Below are 15200 nucleotides of genomic sequence, written 5' to 3'. Positions count from 1 at the left end.
GGAGGGATAGACCCGCCGATAGTGATGATAACGCCGGTCAGATTGAAAATCTCCTGAAGGGGCTGAAAGCGAATGAATAAGGTCTATACACCGAAGCAGCTTTCCCTGCTTCGCCTCTGGCAGCAGAACAAACTCCGACGCATCAATCTTCTGGAAGGCTCCGTCCGGTCCGGTAAAACATGGATTTCTCTTGTCATGTGGGCCTTCTGGGTGGCCACAATGCCCAAAGACGGCAACTACCTGATGGTGGCAAAGACGCTCACTTCCTTGCGCCGTAACTGCCTTGACCTGCTGCAGGAACTTGTTGGTACAAAGCACTTCACCTATTCGCTCTCAAAAAAAGAGGGCCGCCTGTTTGGCCGGCTGATTTACCTTGAGGGTGTAAACGATGCCCGGGCCGAAAGTAAGATTCGCGGCATGACGCTGCAGGGCGCCTATTGCGATGAGCTGACACTTTTCACCGAGGACTTTTTCTCGATGCTGCTGTCCCGCCTATCTTGCCCCGGGGCGAAGCTGATTGCAACGACTAACCCGGACAGCCCCATGCACTGGCTGAAAGCAAAGTACATGGATCGTGCCAGTGAGTTGAACATGTTAATCCTCAAATTTCTGATTGACGACAATACTTTTCTCGATCAAGAATACGTTGAGAACCTCAAAAAAGAATATGTCGGCGTCTTTTACGATCGTTTTATCCGCGGGCTCTGGGTCGTGGCTGAGGGCCTAATCTATGCCGATGTCGCAAATGGTCAGGGCATTGTGGAACCGGAAAATAGGCAATACGTCAAGCGTTACATATCAATCGACTATGGCACTCTTAACCCGTTTTCTGCGGGCCTGTACGGCTTGTGTAAAGGTGTTTGGTATCGCTATGATGAATATTACTATTCGGGCCGCGAAGAGCAGCGACAGCTTACAGACAGCGAGTATTACGCCGAGCTGGAAAAGCTTGCGGGAAAACAGCATGTTGAGGCGGTCGTTATTGATCCTTCTGCTGCATCCATGATCGCAGAGATCAAAAAGCACGGTCGATTCCGGGTTATCAAGGCCAACAATGAGGTGGTGGACGGCATACGGGAAACTGCAAAAGCGTTCAGCCGGGGGCAGCTCAAAGTAACACGCAACTGCTCCGGGGCGATCACGGAGTTTTCCTCGTACCGCTGGGATGATAAAAAGCAAGAAGATAAGCCGATCAAAGAAAACGACCACGCTATGGACGAAATCCGGTACTTTGTTAATACCGTGATGGTCAAACGCGGCGGCGTGAAAATAGGCGGGTGGTGATAATTTGCAGGATTTGAAAGCGATACGGAAACTGATAGAGAATACCGAAAGCCAATATAAAACCTTTGCAGCCTCCGCGCAGCAGGGTTTTGATTATTATGGCAATCAGGATGATATTGAGCGTACCGGCGCCGCGGCAATCGATGAGATCAACGGTTACCTGAAAAAGAAAGGCGCTAATCCACTTCGGTCTGCGGATAACCGGGTCAGCCTGAATCGCCATAAGATTGTGGTGGACCAAAAGACCGGCTATCTGTTTTCTGTGCCACCCTCTTTCGATCTGCCCGGAGGCAATGACACGGATAAGGTTGATCCTCTTTTGCAGAAAGTTAAGGACACGATCGGTACCCAGTGGCCTAAGGTTATTAAACAGCTCGGTATCGACGCTTCCAACACCGGCAAAGCTTGGTTGGCTTATTGGGTGAACGAGGCGGGAGAGTTTGATTACTGGTATATTAATCCGCTGACCGTGCGCCCTATTTACGACCGAAGCACTGTCAAAAAGCGGCTGAAATACCTGGTCAGGGTGTACGATTACCTGACGGACACGGGCGATGCTGTGACGCGGTACGAGGTATGGGACGATCAGGAAGTCGCTTATCTGATACGGCCCGCAGTGACAGCCCAGCGGCCGAAACCGCAGATTGAGTTTGAAACCTTGCCGCAGGGCGGGTACAACATTCAGCCGCATGATTACGGTCGGATTCCGTTTATAGAGTTCCAAAACAATGCCCACGCCGTCGGCGATCTGCCCATGTACAAGGACATCATCGACGCTACGGATAAACTGGTATCCGGCTTCTGCAACGACGTGGACGACCTGCAGGAAATTATATGGGTTATCAAGAATTATGGCGGTGAACGCTCTGAAACCGACGTTGACGCAGAAGGTAACGAAATTCAAAAGCCGGTCGACTTGCTCCAGATGCTAAAAGCAAAGAAGTGGGTCGCGGTCGATGAAAACGGCGGTGTGGATACGGTCCGCGGGGATATCCCGTACGAAGCCCGATCTGCTCTGCGTGATATTCTCAACGAAGAATTCTGGCCAGCGGCGATGGCGGTCAACCCCAACCCGGAAAAGGTAGGCAACCAGTCAGGCGAGTTTATGGAGCACCTGTTCAATCTGCTCGAACTCAAGGCCGGGCTGATGGAAACAGAATTTCGGGATTCCATTGACGAATTCCTTCGGGCCGTGCTGCATTATCTGGGAGTCGACGAATCCACACAGTTTACCCAGACCTGGAAACGCACCAAGCCGCAGAACGCCGAATCCATATCCAGTATCATTGCCAGTACGCCCGATACGGTCATGAGCGACGAAACCAAAACCAAACTGCACCCGCTCATTGATGACTGGCAGGGTGAACGGAAGAAGATTGAAAAAGAGCAGCAGCGAAAAGAGCAGAATACGCTAGATTTGCTGGCCCAGCAGGAGAAAAAGCAGGCCGAGGAGCAGCAGCCGAATGCGAATGATGGGGGCGGTGAAACCTAATGCCCTCATACTGGGAGACCCGCGCCGCCGACAGCATCGGACGCATGGAATCAGCCGCAAACGGGGCAATCCCGGAGCTGGTAAAATCCTTTGAATCTGCCAAGCGCGACCTGATCGACCAGATCGAACGCTTTTATGTGCGGTACGCCAAGGACAACAAGATCACGTTGGCAGAGGCGCAGAAAGTTTTATCACTCGCAGAGCTGCGGGATTTTCGCGGCAACCTCAAAGAGTATGAACGCCTTGCCAGAGCGTCCATAGGCACATTTGATTTGCAGGTGGCAAACCTATCTACCAAAGCCAGAATTACCCGTCTCCAGGCTCTGGAAACGCAATGCGACGCCATCCTTCAAACACTGTATCAGGAGCAGCGCCGCCAGATTGAGGGTGTGGCAGAATCAGTTTACACTGAACAGTATTATCATCGCTTGTTTGATATTGAGCAATACACTGGCTTTCAGTTCGAGTTTTCCAAGCCATCTGCCGCGGCTATTAAGCGCGTAATCGCCCAGCCGATTTACGGCGCGGACATTTCACAGCACCTGTGGCGACAGGATATTGATACCGGGTTCCGCATCCGCTCTACACTGAACCAGATGTTTGTAACTGGCAAGCCCCCGCAGTATTTTGCCGAGGAGCTGCAAAAGGCTATTGGAGCCGTGCGGGTCGATGCTGACGGCAAGGTAACCGGCACGGGCAAAAAGTACGAAGCCTACCGCTTGCTGTACAATGAGTCGGCACACGCCAACGGGCAGGCTGACCTTGCCGCATATCAAGAGGACAAGCTTGACGAATACGAGTTTATCGCCACGCTGGACACCAGCACGACGGAGGAATGCCGGGGCCATGACGGAAAGCATTATCCTATCAGCGAAGCCGTAGAGGGTGTAAACTTTCCTCCGCTGCACATTAATTGCCGATCTACTACAGCGCCGTATATACCTGAATTTCAGGCGACCCGCATGGCGCGCGATCCGGTAACTGGCAAAAGCGTACGCACCACAGCAAAAGATTACGGAGAGTGGAGGGAGCAAAACGGGATATGAAGCAATGTCCTTATAATTTTAGCATCAAGCAGGTGAACCAGAACGTATATGAGTACGACGAAAACAACCTGAATGTTTTCCACTCTCATAAATTGATCGAAAGTCATGTACGGCTACCGTGCATCGGTGAGGAATGCGGTGCTTTTTATGATGGAAGATGCCACTATAATGAGGGGTGATGCAATGCTATCCGCAACCTTTACATTATCCGAAGATTTTGTGCTGATTATCGAAGCCGAGGAAGAATGAAAGGCGGTGATCCCCATATCTCCCGGCGCAGGGTTAAGCGCACGTCCTGAGTACGACGGTAAAAGGCTTTGTTTTTATGTTTAAAATCGCCGTCTGCGGGCGTGATCGGCAGAGCAGCGCGAGGGCCGCAACCTCGTAAAAAGCGTAGCTGCAGGAGGATTTTTTATGAAACGTGAATTTTTAAAAGAGCTCGGCCTTGCCGACGAAGCGATAGAAAAAATCATGGCTGAAAACGGTAAGGACATCAACGAGCTGAAAACAGCCAGTACCACAGCCCAGACCACCATTGCAGACCTGCAGAAGCAGATTAGCGACCGCGATAAGCAGCTGGAAACGCTGAAAAAATCGTCCGGGGACAATGAAGCGTTGCAGGCCCAGATCACAGAGTTGCAGGTGGCCAACAAGACCGCAAAAGCAGAGTATGACGCGCAGGTGAAAAAGCTGCAACTGGACAGCAAGGTGGAAACTGCTCTGATTACTGCCAAGGCCAAAAATACCAAAGCGGTGCGCGCTCTGCTGGACGAATCCAAAATCAGTCTGGACGGTGAGAATGTCCTTGGTCTGAACGAGCAGCTTGAATCCTTGAAAAAGGACGCCGCCTATCTGTTTGGTGAGGATAAGACTCAAAATCCGCCCCCGCCCGCTGACGGCGCCCCGCCCAAACCCGCAGAGCCCAACAGTTTGTTGGGCGCATTACAAGAAAAATACAAAGGAGAATAATTTATGCCTATTACATTAGCTGAAGCAAAAGTCGGTATGGCCGACAAGGTGGATCAGCAGATTATTGACGAGTTCCGCCGAAATTCTTTGCTGCTGGATACTCTGACGTTTGATGATTCCGTTTCCCCCGGAACAGGTGGTTCTACTATGACATACGGTTATGTGAAGCTGTTGACCCCCGCAACCGCCGGGTTTCGCGCGCTGAATACCGAGTACGCCCCGCAGGAAGCCAAGCGCCAGAAAGCGACCGCAGACCTGAAAATCTTTGGCGGCTCCGCGCAGCTCGATCGTGTGATCCAGAGCACCAGCGGCGCGGTTAATGAGATGGATTTCCAGCTCAAGGAAAAAGTGAAAGGTGCTACAAACCTGTTCCATTACACCACTATCAACGGTGACGCAACGCAGGAAGAGGATTCTTTCGATGGCCTGGACGTGATGCTCACCGGCTCTTCCACCGAGTACAACACCGCAACGCCCATAGATATTTCCACGTCTGCGGCACTGGATAGCAATTATAAAACGTTGCTGGATATGCTCGACGAATTCCTTTCCGAGTTTGACGGTAACCCCGGTATGCTGATGGGTAACTCCAAGCTCATGACAAAGATTCGTTCTGCCGCCCGGCGCGCTGGGTATTTGACACAGTCCGAGGATGCGTTTGGGCGCAAGGTGACCGGGTACAATGGCATTCCGCTGGTTGACCTTGGATATTACTGGAATGGTTCCGCTTCTGTGCCTACAGTGCCGATTTACAGCGGCACAGGTGAGACTCCGCCCACCGGCCTGACAGATTTGTATGCCGCCTCTTTTGGCCTTGATGGGTTCCATGGCGTATCGCCTGCCGGCGGTAAAATCATCAATACCTATCTGCCAGATATGAGACAGCCCGGCGCAGTCAAAAAGGTAGAGGTGGAAATGGTCGCCGCTGTTGTGCTGAAAAACAGCCGCAAAGCGGGCGTGTTCCGCAAGATTAAAGTCCAGTAAGGGGGGGCTGAAAATGTACACCATTAGATTTCCTGATGATAATCCCTTTACAGGTGAGTACCTTTCGGTCACATTTAAAGAGGGCGAGGGGCAGACAGACAGCGACTACCTTGCGGAGCGTTTCGCTCGTAAAGGGTTAGAAGTTGAAAAAGAGCCAGAACCTGAAAAGGAACCGCCCAAACCGACGGAAGAGGAAGTGAAAGCGTCGGTAGCTACTGCCGAGAAAGAGCAGAAGAAAGCCGCTGCCGCTGCGAAGAAAGCCGCTGCTCAAAGTGCAGGTGAGCCTGATGCCAAAGACGGCGAATGATGTTTTAGACCTGTGGGTGCTCCGTGGCTATATCACTGCGGAGCAGGCCACCACTGGGCGGGATAAATACCTATCCTATATCGATCAGGCTAAAACCGATATTTTGACATACTGCCGCTTGCCGCTAAACATCAAAAACTTTCCCGATGGTCTTTTTTACGCTTGGGCGGAAATCGCTTGGGGCCTGCAGGCTGACGGCGAATTTAACAGCTCTACCGGTGATATGACAATCAAGTCGATAAAAGAGGGCGACACGTCTATCGAATATGGCTCTTCCGGCGGCGTCGGAGCACTTACAAGCGCAGTATCTACGGTACGCTACGCCAATACCCTGAATCGCTTCCGACGGCTGTTTTGAGGTGACGCAATGAATTTACCTGCGAACGTAATTGCGGCGGGCAGGGCGGCTGTACAGGCCCAATGGAGCGATACGGCTATCGTGACCCGCAAGCAAAAGATCGGCAATGTCAAAAAGGACGTGGAGATTTACTCTGGAATCACCTGCCACCTATCCCAAGCCTCAAAACCTGCGCTCGAACAGTCTGACACCGTGGCGACTACCGCTGCGGTGTTTACTGTTTTTGTGGACACCGAGGTGCAGCTCCAGCCCGGGGATACCCTGATCATATCCCACAAGGGCCAGACCTTTACCGGGGCAGTGGGAGAACCGTTTAACGGCACATTCAGCAATTCTGTGCGGCTCGAGGCGGTGAAAATCACATGATTACGCAGGATTACAAGCAGTTTCGGGCCGCACTCGAAAAGCTGGGGGCCGACCTTGACGAGAGCGCCCGCCGGGTTGTGGATGGTATGGCAAACGTAGGGCTGAATGTCACAAAGAAAAACACGCCAGTTGGCGGTTATCAGATTTATACGGATTCCAAGGGTGGGAAACGGCTGCGAAGGGTCAAAGGTGCACCGATCGGCGGCACTCTGCGGCGCGGCTGGAAGAAAACCAAAGCGTTTAAGCTGGGGCGAGATTGGCAATCTGGCTACACAAACAACACCGAGTATGGAATTTATGTGAATAATGGTCACCGAGTCGTAGGAAAAGACGGCGCGACTGTCGGCTATGTAAAAGGCGAGCGGATGCTTGAACAGGGCATAGACGCCGCCCGACGGCAGAGCGAAAGCTTGTTCCGGCAGGAAATTGCCCGCGTAAAGCAGAAAGGGGGCTGGTGATGGAGCTGCTCGAAAATATCACTATCCCGCAATCGCTTGCGGACAGTATCGACGCAGGAACGCTCACCATATCCGATCATCTACTGCTGGCTGCCGCACAGTTTACCGCCGCTTTATTTCCTACCGCTGAAACCTACATTGGATCCCAGCGGCAGGCCGTACACGCTCCGGCACTGTTTGTGGACTACTACTCCATGACCAACCAAAAGCGGCTTGTGCCCACATCAGAGTACGAATTCGGGTTGGAAATCACGTATGTGCCTATCGACAGCCTTGACCGCCGCGAACTGCAAAATGCCATTTTTACAATCCAGCAGAACCTCGACCGGCTGGAAAGTGACATCGGCGCGTTCCGCTGCTTTTCCAAAGACTCGGATATTACGGACGGGCTGGCCCATGTGACCGGCGCTGTGAGCGTTTGGGAAACAGACGTACCAGAAGATCCGATCATTGTGCAAGCAGACCAAAATATTACACAGCAAGGAGCTGATAAAATTTGATTACAAGTATCCTGCCCGGCACGACCGTTGAACTCAAAGCGGGGGATCGCGATGCCGAGCTGAGCGTTACCGGCGTTGTGGCCATGGCCCTGCCCCTTGACTGGGGTGATAAGGTTACGGTTATCAATAAGGGCGACAGCACCCTGTATTCGCTGGGCTATAAAAATTCTGACGTTGCACTGAAACTGGTGCGCGAAGTCATGAATGGCGCAGAGCGGCTGATTCTGTATCGACTTAATACGGCGGGTGTGAAAGCGACCGGCGCCATAACGGAAAACGTAACAGCAGAGGCGGTATTTCCTGGCTCGCGCGGAAACGATTTGACCGTTACTGTGGCTGCCGCTGACGGGAAATGGCTGGTTAAGACTTACCTCGGCACGCAGCAGGTTGATTCGCAGCTGATTGCCACGGTGGCAGATTTTACGCCGGCATATGTATCGCTGTCAGGCGAGGGCACTCTTGCCGCAGGTACCGTCAAATTGACGGGCGGCACAAACGGCACGGCAGAGGCCGATTATACCGGCTTTTTCGCAGAACTGGAAAAGCACGAATACAACGTGATCTGCAGCACAGATGCGGCGCGCGCGACGGAAGTTGTTGCCTTTGTGCGGGAGCAGAACGCCAGCAAGCGGTATGTGCAGGGCGTTGTGACAGGGATTCACCCTGACTATGAAAATATTTATGTGTGCAGCTCCACCGGCGGCGTGACCGCGGACTATGAGCTGACGCCCGCGGAAGCTTGCGCTACGCTGGCCGGACTTATCGCCCAGGCAGGGGTAGAAAGCAGCCTGACCTATCACCGCGGCATTACCGGCTGGACAGACGTCACACCGAAGCTGACCCGCGAGCAGCAGATCAGCAAAACGCAAGATGGAGAAGTGCTGTTTGTGTCGCTGTATGGCTCTCCTGCGGTGCTGTACGATATTGACAGCCTGACGACTTACACCGATGAAGCGCCCAAGGATTTCGGCAAGGGCCTGGTGATGCGCACGCTGCTGAAATATCAGGGCGACGTGCAAAAGCTGCTTGATACTCGCTGCGTTGGTAAAATCCGCAATAGTACCGAGGGCCGTGCGCAGATTAAGGCGATGGTGTTTGAAATGACCTCGCAGAATTATCTTGCGCTTGGGTACATTGAAGATTTTTCTGCGGACGATATTACCGTGACGGCCGGTACGGAACGCGATGCTGTGAACGTGAGTGCCGGTATTTTAGTAGCGGACACGGTAGACAAAATCTATGTCACCGTGACAGCGCTGTAAGGAGGGATAAGCCATGGCAAAAACAAGATTGCAGGACGTGTTCTCCGGACATGACGGAGAGGCATTTATTCGATTGAACGGTTCTATTGTTCCGGCGTTTAAGATTTCTAAAATCACCGCCAAATTAGAAGCCGTTGTGGAAAACAGACGCTTTTTGAATGACCCGATGGAGCAGGCCGCACAGCGTGGGCTCAAGGGCAGCGGCGATATGACGTATTACCACACCACACCCGCTCTGATCCGGGCGGCGCGGGACTACAAAAATGGTGGAGAAGCACCGGATATTTCCTTACAGTTTTATTCTGATTCCAAAAGCTCCAAACTTGATCGTATCAGTGTCACGCTGTCTGGCGTGATTCTCGCAAACGTGGGCTTTGGAGCGCTGGATGACGGCAGCGATAACGCGCAGACAATTGACACGTCGTTCACTTTCAACGATTTCGACCTGGCATAAGGGGGATATTTCATGGATAAGACTTTAATGCAGTTTTTACACCCGGAGCGCAAACCCAACGCCAAGTTTAAGCTTGGTTCTTTCGGTGATGCAGAATTTGAAATGCGCGTATTGGGCGCGGACGAAATGGCGCAGATTTCTGCGGAGGTACAGACTAAGGGATTAAAAGGCGTTGAGGCGCTGTACCCGGCAGTCGCCGCGAGCCTGGTTACACCGAACCTGCGCAGCGCCGATTTGCTGGATGCGCTGTCCGAGCGCGAGGGGCACAGAATCTTGGCCCCGGTGGACGCTCTGAAAGCAATCTTCACCGGGGATGAAGTCGCCGCGCTTATCGGTATCTACAACGAGCATGCAGACGTGACAGTAGATTTTGAAGAAAAGGTAAAAGAAGCAAAAAACTGATCAGGCAGGGCGGGGATGGGTTTTATTTTTGGGCTCACCTTGCCCTGCAAAATCATAACATTTTGCCGCATGAGTTTATGGCGCTGCCAGTGCACGAGCGCGCACTGATTGTGGCGAGCGACTCGATCGTCAGTGATGAAATGAAAAAGAAATAGCGGCAGGGGTTAACCTGCCGCCGCATCGTTAAGAAAATATTCATAACGGTTTTTGATTTTTTCTTTTCGCAATTTTTGATCGAATTCCAAGTCTTTTAAAATGCTGACTACAGACTTATCAACGTCAAAAGGCAAATCTCTACCAGCTTCTTGCTGAGCATTTTGGATGGTATCTACTATCAGTTTTTTAGGAACAGAACCGCGCTCCCGAATTAAATCAAAGATAAGACTTTCGATTCCGCTGTACATTTCTCGGAGATCGTCGGCCATACCCGCGTAAAGGTCTATCATTTCATCAATTCGGCTGGATTTTGTGATCTCCCAAAAAAGATCGTAGTCCTCGTTCCCAAAGTTTTTCATCATGAATAATTTTTGTAAGGCTAAGTCGCATCTTGAAAGCCTTGTGCTCAGATTATCCGTTTCCGTGACTATTTTTGAGCTATCGCCGAATATTTCTGCTTCGCGAGCGATGTATACATTATATTCATTTTGGCACCGTGGACACAATCCGATTTTATTCACCGACATAAATAAACCGAATTTCCCGCATCTCTTACATTTTGCCATTTTTAATTTCCCCTTACAGCATGGTGCTATTTTACCCTATTCATCGTATGTCAATGTTACGGCTGGAACGGAAATACCGCTCAAAGTAGTGTTATCTGTCGTAATACTCACAATCTGATCCCTTGTAATATTATTCTCCTCAATAAATTTCTCCATCCTTTTTTGCGGGTTGGACCTGAGCAACCCTGCTTGAAAGCGTTTGATTTTTATCATTGCCGTCCCTCCTTTTTACCACATATTACCATAATAAGCGGAAAAATCCAATAGAAAAGCGGTGATTTTTTTGGCAAACACGCTTGAATCTATATTTAGACTGACTGACCAGTATACAACGACAATGAACAAGATTTTGAAAAGCTCTGATGACTATGAAAAGCAGCAGCAGGCAGCGCAAAAAGCAACAAAGCAGTTTCAACAGGATATATCAGGGATAAGAAACGCTGCTGCGCCCGCAGCTGACGGAATTAATATTATTACCAAGCGAATTACTGGACTTGTAACAGCGGCATACCTCGGAAAAAAGGCTCTCGACGTGATGTTTTCTGCCATTAAAACCGGCGCGGAAAAGCAGGTGCAGCTTAACACCTTTCAGAGCCTGTTAAACAGTGATCAGGCAGGCTCAGCGCTGTATGACTATACCAAACTGTACGGGCAACAAAAGTCTGTATTGGGTTCCATGGGTATTGCTGAAGCGACAAAGTCCTTTCTGCCTTTTACGCAGGATATTAACCAGCTGACAAGAGCTTACCAGTTGACAGAACGTCTGTATTCCCGTGACCCCACACAAGGGACATCTGGTGCAGTATTTGCAATGAAAGAGCTGCTTTCGGGGGACACGACCAGTGCGAAGGAAAGATTTAACATTTCCGGGCTGTCTGGTGAAAAGATCAGGAATCTTGTCAATTCCAGAAACATGACCGGAACACTGGATTATTTGGACGCGACATTCAATAAATTCGGTGCTACGCAAGCGGTAGTTGATAAGAATTTTACCTCTTTGCAGACGCAGGCCACGAAATTTGGGGATAGCATTACTTCTGCGCTCGGTGACGAATCCAGCCCGGTGGTGCAAAACCTTTCGCTTATGTTTCAACAGCTGAATGCGGATATGGATTCCGGGAAATTTGCGCCCTTCTTTAATTTGATGGGGAATGGCATGGTAATGTTGGGGAACGGACTTTCGTGGGTGGCTGAAAACGGCGCAACGCTTATTCCGATTATTGGCGGCGTAGCATCTGCGCTTGTTATATTTAATACTGCGATGGGGCTGGCGCGAACGTTTGCACTTGCTACCGGCGCGACAATAAGCCTTGTATCAGGCCAATGGATTGCTGCAGCGGCTATTATCGCAGGAGCCGCCGCCACCATTGGACTGGCGGCGTCGCTGAACAAGCAAAACGGCGCACTCAGCAAGCAGGCCGATGATCTCGCTAAGAGCGCAGCGACCTATAAAAGTGCCCTGAGTACTGCTCCTAAATCAAACCTTAGTACCGCGATACCGACCGAAATTACCAACAAATCCCCGATCAGCGTTAAGGGAGAGGTAGAGATCGAAAAAGAATCCCTGCGCTATCAGTTTGATCTGGCTGCACAAAAGGCCATGGCCATGTTTAACATGACGCAGGTTGTGCCACAAGTGACGATTCAGAACCAGCACGTCAGCAAGACGGTAGATGTCGAGGAAGTCAATAACGCGCTGGGAGATATGGTATACCAAAATCAGCAGATGCAAGCTGCGGGGGTGTACTGATGACCTATTATATAAATCTTGGCGGCATAATCATCTATGGAGTGCAAAATGTTGATGACGGGAAAGACCGGGAGATTACAGCCTATGATGGCATTGGGCAGGGAAATTTCCCGGTTCCGGAATCCCCAAAGCTGCATACATGGACGATCGAGTGCGAAATGACCGAAAAGAACACAGACAATTTGCCTAATTGGTCAGCGGCCAGCAAAGTGTTTACGGCGTTCGACGTGCTACTCGCTACCAAAGACCCCAGCCGCTTCATTTTTGTTTCGGACAATCGAAGTGAATCGATGTCCGGTTATTTAACCGGGTACAGCAAAAAGGAAAAATATCCGGGCACCTATGATGTGACAATCCGGGTAACCGAGTATAAGGCGGCCGGCGTGAAAACAACTGACGTACCGTATATCAAGCGGCCGGGTAAGGCTCCTGCCGTACCGAAAACCGTTGTTTTTAATAGTAAAACGACTCCGTACAGCAAAACACAGAATGATAAAAAAAGCGGGGGAACTTCCGATTCCGGAAGTAAGGCACCGGTGTTTCAAGGCCCACAGTCAATGGTGATCGGAGGCGTGCTTAACGTTCTTGATACTAAAACGGGCAAGTATGTAGCGAAAAAAACAGCTTGGGGCGGGGTTTCCGATGCAAAGACGGGGGAACCGGTGACGAATCCAGCAACAATAAAAGATAAGCATGCTTACAGCAATTCTTATTTGTCCCCTCAAAAAAAGCCGACAGAAAATAGTGGAACGTGGGTTAAAAACACTTTTTCTGCGATCGGCAACGCTTTTAAAAAGTGGGCAGCAGAAGAGGGCAAACGCGCTCGCAATTACAAAGGCGGAATCAGTTGATTAAGCAGGTGATCTCATGCTCCTGATCGGCAGTACAGACATAAACGACATCGCACTGGATGTCAAATATAAATCTGCCTGGAATAACGGGGCCGGGCAGCTGACATTCAGCTACCCTTCTTCAAAGGCTGGTATGTTTGCAAATGGCAGCACGGTTATTTTTACTTACGGCAGCACGAACATATTTTACGGCTTTCTCTTTACCACAAAGCAAGACCGCAAGAAATACAGCTGCACCTGTTATGACCAGTTGCGGTATTTTAAGGCCAGCAATTCTATTATGCGTCCGATCTGCACCCTTACGGAGTTTTTGAACATCGTCGCGTCGTCCGTGGGTGAACGCATCAGAATAGGACAAGTCGATAACACAGTTGTAAAGCTCTCAAAATACTTATTCGACAACAAGACTCACCTGGATATGCTCTATCAGTCGATCAAAGACAATCTGACGGCCAACGGTTACTGGTATGCACTGCGAGATGATTTCGGAGCTCTCGACCTGCGGGATATCGTTGACCTACGGCTGCCGCTGATCCTCGGCGATGGCTCCCTCGGCACGGATTTCGACTATGAGCGTTCCATCGATGAGGACACCTACAATTACATTAAGGTAGCTAAGGACGACCAAGACAAGGGTGTGCGCAACGTCTACCTTGCGCAGGACAACAGCACCATTAAAACATGGGGTAAGCTGATGCTGTACGATAAGGTAAGCGCCGATCTGAATGAATCTCAACTCGCCGCGCGTGCGAATCAGCTCTTGCAGCTGAAAAACCGGGAAACGCAGACTTTGAAAATGGATTGCATGGGTGATGCGCGCGTCATGGGTGGCAGCGGCATCCGCGTGAAGATCGCGGAGGCTGGACTTGATCTTTGGGCCGTGGTGGATAGCGTGACGCACAATTTCGGTCACACCAAGCACACCATGAGCCTCGAATTGAAATTTGTGTGGTGATGATATGGACTTAAATACGGCCATTAAAAATATCGTACGAGAATACCTGCAAAACGAGACCCTTTGCGATCTGGTTTATGGCACTTGGGGCGGCAACAGCGTAAAAGTGGATAACAAACCGCTACCGATTCCTTTGGATATGATCGACGTGCCGCAGGGCCTTACCGTGACAATCGGCGCAAGGGTCAGTCTGATTCAAAAGCACGGTGGCCAGCGCTACGCAGTGATAGGGGTGTTGTGATGAGCGTACTTAAAACATATGGCGCCGATACAGATAGCTTTCATCCGTCGAAAACGTGGAAATTGTCTGGAAACCATCTGCAGGGCATGATTGACGGTCGCGAAGCAGTGGCCCAAGCAGTTGATCTGATGCTTTCCACTGAACGCTTTTATTACGATATCTTTTCGTTTGATTACGGTGTAGAGCTCGCCGACCTGATCGGAAAAGATCGGTCCTTTGTCAGAGCGGATATTCAGCGCCGAATTGAAGAAGCGCTCAGTGAGGATGACCGGATTACGGGAATATCTGACTTTGAAATATCTTTTGACCGTGAGGCTGCGATTGTGAGCTTCACGGTCAATACCATTTTCGGAGATATCTTCGAGGAAAGGGGTGTTGAGCTTGGCTGAAGCTTATGAGTATGAAGCGATCCTGCAGCAGATGCTTGGCCAGGTGCCGGACAGCATCGACAAGCGAGAGGGCAGCGTGATTTATCACACGCTGGCGCCGGTGGCGTTCGCGCTGGCCCAGCAGTCTTATATGCTGGCTTACATGACTGATTTGCTTTTTGCAGACACGGCCGAAGAGGAATGGCTTGATCGAGTTACATCAGATTTCGGAATTGACCGGGAGCAGGCTACGCAGGCCGTGCGGCAGATCAATACCTTTGACAGCGCCGGCGCGCCTTTTGATGTGCCGATCGGCAGTAAATTTAGGGCGGAGGATGTATCCTTTGCAATCACCGAAAAGATTGATACCGGCCAGTATAGAGCAGTCTGTGATCAGACAGGCATACAAGGCAACGCCTACGGCGGGGCAA

The 15200-nt window shown here is 50.8% G+C and carries 22 protein-coding genes; 20 read left to right on the top strand and 2 right to left on the bottom strand.

Going from position 1 to position 15200, the window contains the following annotated elements:
* The first annotated feature begins 72 nt into the window (after window positions 1-72).
* The 14 genes from TY09_RS15815 to TY09_RS15755 all read left to right on the top strand — a co-directional run bounded on the left by TY09_RS15815 (window position 73) and on the right by TY09_RS15755 (window position 9882).
* Window positions 73-1284 carry a PBSX family phage terminase large subunit gene (locus TY09_RS15815; RefSeq protein WP_052335731.1) on the top strand — a complete coding sequence of 404 codons (1212 nt, stop codon included), beginning with the start codon at window positions 73-75 and terminating at the stop codon, window positions 1282-1284.
* A gap of 4 nt (window positions 1285-1288) precedes the next feature.
* Window positions 1289-2776, top strand: a complete 1488-nt coding sequence (locus TY09_RS15810; protein WP_042436358.1) for a phage portal protein — start codon at window positions 1289-1291, stop codon at window positions 2774-2776.
* Window positions 2776-3822 carry a minor capsid protein gene (locus TY09_RS15805; RefSeq protein WP_052335729.1) on the top strand — a complete coding sequence of 349 codons (1047 nt, stop codon included), beginning with the start codon at window positions 2776-2778 and terminating at the stop codon, window positions 3820-3822. The genes TY09_RS15810 and TY09_RS15805 overlap by 1 nt, the downstream gene beginning before the upstream one ends.
* Window positions 3819-4001 carry a hypothetical protein gene (locus TY09_RS18445; protein WP_147584719.1) on the top strand — a complete coding sequence of 61 codons (183 nt, stop codon included), beginning with the start codon at window positions 3819-3821 and terminating at the stop codon, window positions 3999-4001. The genes TY09_RS15805 and TY09_RS18445 overlap by 4 nt, the downstream gene beginning before the upstream one ends.
* A gap of 235 nt (window positions 4002-4236) precedes the next feature.
* Window positions 4237-4791 (top strand): phage scaffolding protein, encoded by a 555-nt coding sequence (locus TY09_RS15800; RefSeq protein ID WP_042436356.1) that lies wholly within the window; start codon window positions 4237-4239, stop codon window positions 4789-4791.
* 3 nt (window positions 4792-4794) lie between these two features.
* Window positions 4795-5775, top strand: coding sequence for a major capsid protein (locus tag TY09_RS15795; RefSeq protein WP_042436353.1), 981 nt, complete (start codon window positions 4795-4797; stop codon window positions 5773-5775).
* 13 nt (window positions 5776-5788) lie between these two features.
* Window positions 5789-6082 carry a hypothetical protein gene (locus TY09_RS15790; protein ID WP_042436351.1) on the top strand — a complete coding sequence of 98 codons (294 nt, stop codon included), beginning with the start codon at window positions 5789-5791 and terminating at the stop codon, window positions 6080-6082.
* Window positions 6063-6440: a hypothetical protein gene (locus TY09_RS15785; RefSeq protein ID WP_042436349.1), complete on the top strand. Its 378-nt coding sequence runs from the start codon at window positions 6063-6065 to the stop codon at window positions 6438-6440. The genes TY09_RS15790 and TY09_RS15785 overlap by 20 nt, the downstream gene beginning before the upstream one ends.
* Window positions 6441-6449: 9 nt before the next feature.
* Window positions 6450-6806, top strand: coding sequence for a hypothetical protein (locus TY09_RS15780; protein ID WP_042436347.1), 357 nt, complete (start codon window positions 6450-6452; stop codon window positions 6804-6806).
* Complete coding sequence (locus TY09_RS17770) at window positions 6803-7264, top strand: HK97 gp10 family phage protein (RefSeq protein WP_052335728.1); 462 nt, start codon at window positions 6803-6805, stop codon at window positions 7262-7264. Before TY09_RS15780 ends, TY09_RS17770 begins: the two co-directional genes overlap by 4 nt.
* Window positions 7264-7764, top strand: coding sequence for a phage tail terminator family protein (locus TY09_RS15770; protein ID WP_042436345.1), 501 nt, complete (start codon window positions 7264-7266; stop codon window positions 7762-7764). The genes TY09_RS17770 and TY09_RS15770 overlap by 1 nt, the downstream gene beginning before the upstream one ends.
* The gene (locus TY09_RS15765) at window positions 7761-9026 is read left to right on the top strand and encodes a phage tail sheath subtilisin-like domain-containing protein (protein ID WP_042436343.1); all 1266 of its coding nucleotides are present in this window, start codon (window positions 7761-7763) and stop codon (window positions 9024-9026) included. Before TY09_RS15770 ends, TY09_RS15765 begins: the two co-directional genes overlap by 4 nt.
* 13 nt (window positions 9027-9039) lie before the next feature.
* Complete coding sequence (locus tag TY09_RS15760; protein ID WP_042436341.1) at window positions 9040-9480, top strand: phage tail tube protein; 441 nt, start codon at window positions 9040-9042, stop codon at window positions 9478-9480.
* 12 nt (window positions 9481-9492) lie between these two features.
* Window positions 9493-9882 (top strand): phage XkdN-like protein, encoded by a 390-nt coding sequence (locus tag TY09_RS15755; RefSeq protein WP_042436339.1) that lies wholly within the window; start codon window positions 9493-9495, stop codon window positions 9880-9882.
* Window positions 9883-10046: 164 nt separating this feature from the next.
* Here TY09_RS15755 and TY09_RS15750 read toward each other — a convergent pair whose 3' ends face one another.
* Window positions 10047-10604: a hypothetical protein gene (locus TY09_RS15750; RefSeq protein WP_042436337.1), complete on the bottom strand. Its 558-nt coding sequence runs from the start codon at window positions 10602-10604 to the stop codon at window positions 10047-10049.
* Window positions 10605-10640: 36 nt separating this feature from the next.
* A complete protein-coding gene (locus TY09_RS18440; protein WP_157037058.1) occupies window positions 10641-10817 on the bottom strand; it encodes a hypothetical protein in 177 nt (58 codons plus the stop codon).
* Between the two features lie 70 nt (window positions 10818-10887).
* On the opposite strand from TY09_RS18440, the gene TY09_RS15745 reads away from it, so the two are divergent.
* From TY09_RS15745 to TY09_RS15720, 6 genes are all read left to right on the top strand, one after another.
* The gene (locus TY09_RS15745) at window positions 10888-12354 is read left to right on the top strand and encodes a hypothetical protein (RefSeq protein WP_052335726.1); all 1467 of its coding nucleotides are present in this window, start codon (window positions 10888-10890) and stop codon (window positions 12352-12354) included.
* Window positions 12354-13205 (top strand): hypothetical protein, encoded by an 852-nt coding sequence (locus tag TY09_RS15740; protein ID WP_042436333.1) that lies wholly within the window; start codon window positions 12354-12356, stop codon window positions 13203-13205. Before TY09_RS15745 ends, TY09_RS15740 begins: the two co-directional genes overlap by 1 nt.
* A gap of 16 nt (window positions 13206-13221) precedes the next feature.
* Window positions 13222-14160: an XkdQ/YqbQ family protein gene (locus TY09_RS15735; RefSeq protein ID WP_042436331.1), complete on the top strand. Its 939-nt coding sequence runs from the start codon at window positions 13222-13224 to the stop codon at window positions 14158-14160.
* Between the two features lie 4 nt (window positions 14161-14164).
* On the top strand, window positions 14165-14401 hold the full coding sequence (locus tag TY09_RS15730) for a hypothetical protein (RefSeq protein ID WP_042436329.1): 237 nt from the start codon (window positions 14165-14167) through the stop codon (window positions 14399-14401).
* Window positions 14401-14790 carry a DUF2634 domain-containing protein gene (locus tag TY09_RS15725; protein ID WP_042436327.1) on the top strand — a complete coding sequence of 130 codons (390 nt, stop codon included), beginning with the start codon at window positions 14401-14403 and terminating at the stop codon, window positions 14788-14790. Before TY09_RS15730 ends, TY09_RS15725 begins: the two co-directional genes overlap by 1 nt.
* Window positions 14783-15200 (top strand): baseplate J/gp47 family protein (locus TY09_RS15720; protein WP_187119625.1); only part of this gene is annotated, 418 nt, incomplete at its 3' end. The genes TY09_RS15725 and TY09_RS15720, both read left to right, overlap by 8 nt.

This window comes from Faecalispora jeddahensis, assembly GCF_000577335.1.
Classification (GTDB): domain Bacteria; phylum Bacillota; class Clostridia; order Oscillospirales; family Acutalibacteraceae; genus Faecalispora; species Faecalispora jeddahensis.
Note: the sequence above shows the minus strand (reverse complement) of the source record. Positions and strands in the feature narration are given on the sequence as shown.

Excerpts from the sequence above, each read along its gene's own strand:
- TY09_RS17770 (WP_052335728.1), top strand. The coding sequence starts at position 6,803 with ATGATTACGCAGGATTACAAGCAGTTTCGGGCCGCACTCGAAAAGCTG.
- TY09_RS15790 (WP_042436351.1), top strand. The coding sequence starts at position 5,789 with ATGTACACCATTAGATTTCCTGATGATAATCCCTTTACAGGTGAGTAC.
- TY09_RS15735 (WP_042436331.1), top strand. The coding sequence starts at position 13,222 with ATGCTCCTGATCGGCAGTACAGACATAAACGACATCGCACTGGATGTC.
- TY09_RS18440 (WP_157037058.1), bottom strand. The coding sequence starts at position 10,817 with ATGATAAAAATCAAACGCTTTCAAGCAGGGTTGCTCAGGTCCAACCCG.
- TY09_RS15780 (WP_042436347.1), top strand. The coding sequence starts at position 6,450 with ATGAATTTACCTGCGAACGTAATTGCGGCGGGCAGGGCGGCTGTACAG.
- TY09_RS15795 (WP_042436353.1), top strand. The coding sequence starts at position 4,795 with ATGCCTATTACATTAGCTGAAGCAAAAGTCGGTATGGCCGACAAGGTG.
- TY09_RS15725 (WP_042436327.1), top strand. The coding sequence starts at position 14,401 with ATGAGCGTACTTAAAACATATGGCGCCGATACAGATAGCTTTCATCCG.
- TY09_RS15730 (WP_042436329.1), top strand. The coding sequence starts at position 14,165 with ATGGACTTAAATACGGCCATTAAAAATATCGTACGAGAATACCTGCAA.
- TY09_RS15755 (WP_042436339.1), top strand. The coding sequence starts at position 9,493 with ATGGATAAGACTTTAATGCAGTTTTTACACCCGGAGCGCAAACCCAAC.
- TY09_RS15740 (WP_042436333.1), top strand. The coding sequence starts at position 12,354 with ATGACCTATTATATAAATCTTGGCGGCATAATCATCTATGGAGTGCAA.
- TY09_RS15760 (WP_042436341.1), top strand. The coding sequence starts at position 9,040 with ATGGCAAAAACAAGATTGCAGGACGTGTTCTCCGGACATGACGGAGAG.
- TY09_RS15785 (WP_042436349.1), top strand. The coding sequence starts at position 6,063 with ATGCCAAAGACGGCGAATGATGTTTTAGACCTGTGGGTGCTCCGTGGC.
- TY09_RS15750 (WP_042436337.1), bottom strand. The coding sequence starts at position 10,604 with ATGGCAAAATGTAAGAGATGCGGGAAATTCGGTTTATTTATGTCGGTG.
- TY09_RS18445 (WP_147584719.1), top strand. The coding sequence starts at position 3,819 with ATGAAGCAATGTCCTTATAATTTTAGCATCAAGCAGGTGAACCAGAAC.
- TY09_RS15805 (WP_052335729.1), top strand. The coding sequence starts at position 2,776 with ATGCCCTCATACTGGGAGACCCGCGCCGCCGACAGCATCGGACGCATG.
- TY09_RS15815 (WP_052335731.1), top strand. The coding sequence starts at position 73 with ATGAATAAGGTCTATACACCGAAGCAGCTTTCCCTGCTTCGCCTCTGG.
- TY09_RS15770 (WP_042436345.1), top strand. The coding sequence starts at position 7,264 with ATGGAGCTGCTCGAAAATATCACTATCCCGCAATCGCTTGCGGACAGT.
- TY09_RS15800 (WP_042436356.1), top strand. The coding sequence starts at position 4,237 with ATGAAACGTGAATTTTTAAAAGAGCTCGGCCTTGCCGACGAAGCGATA.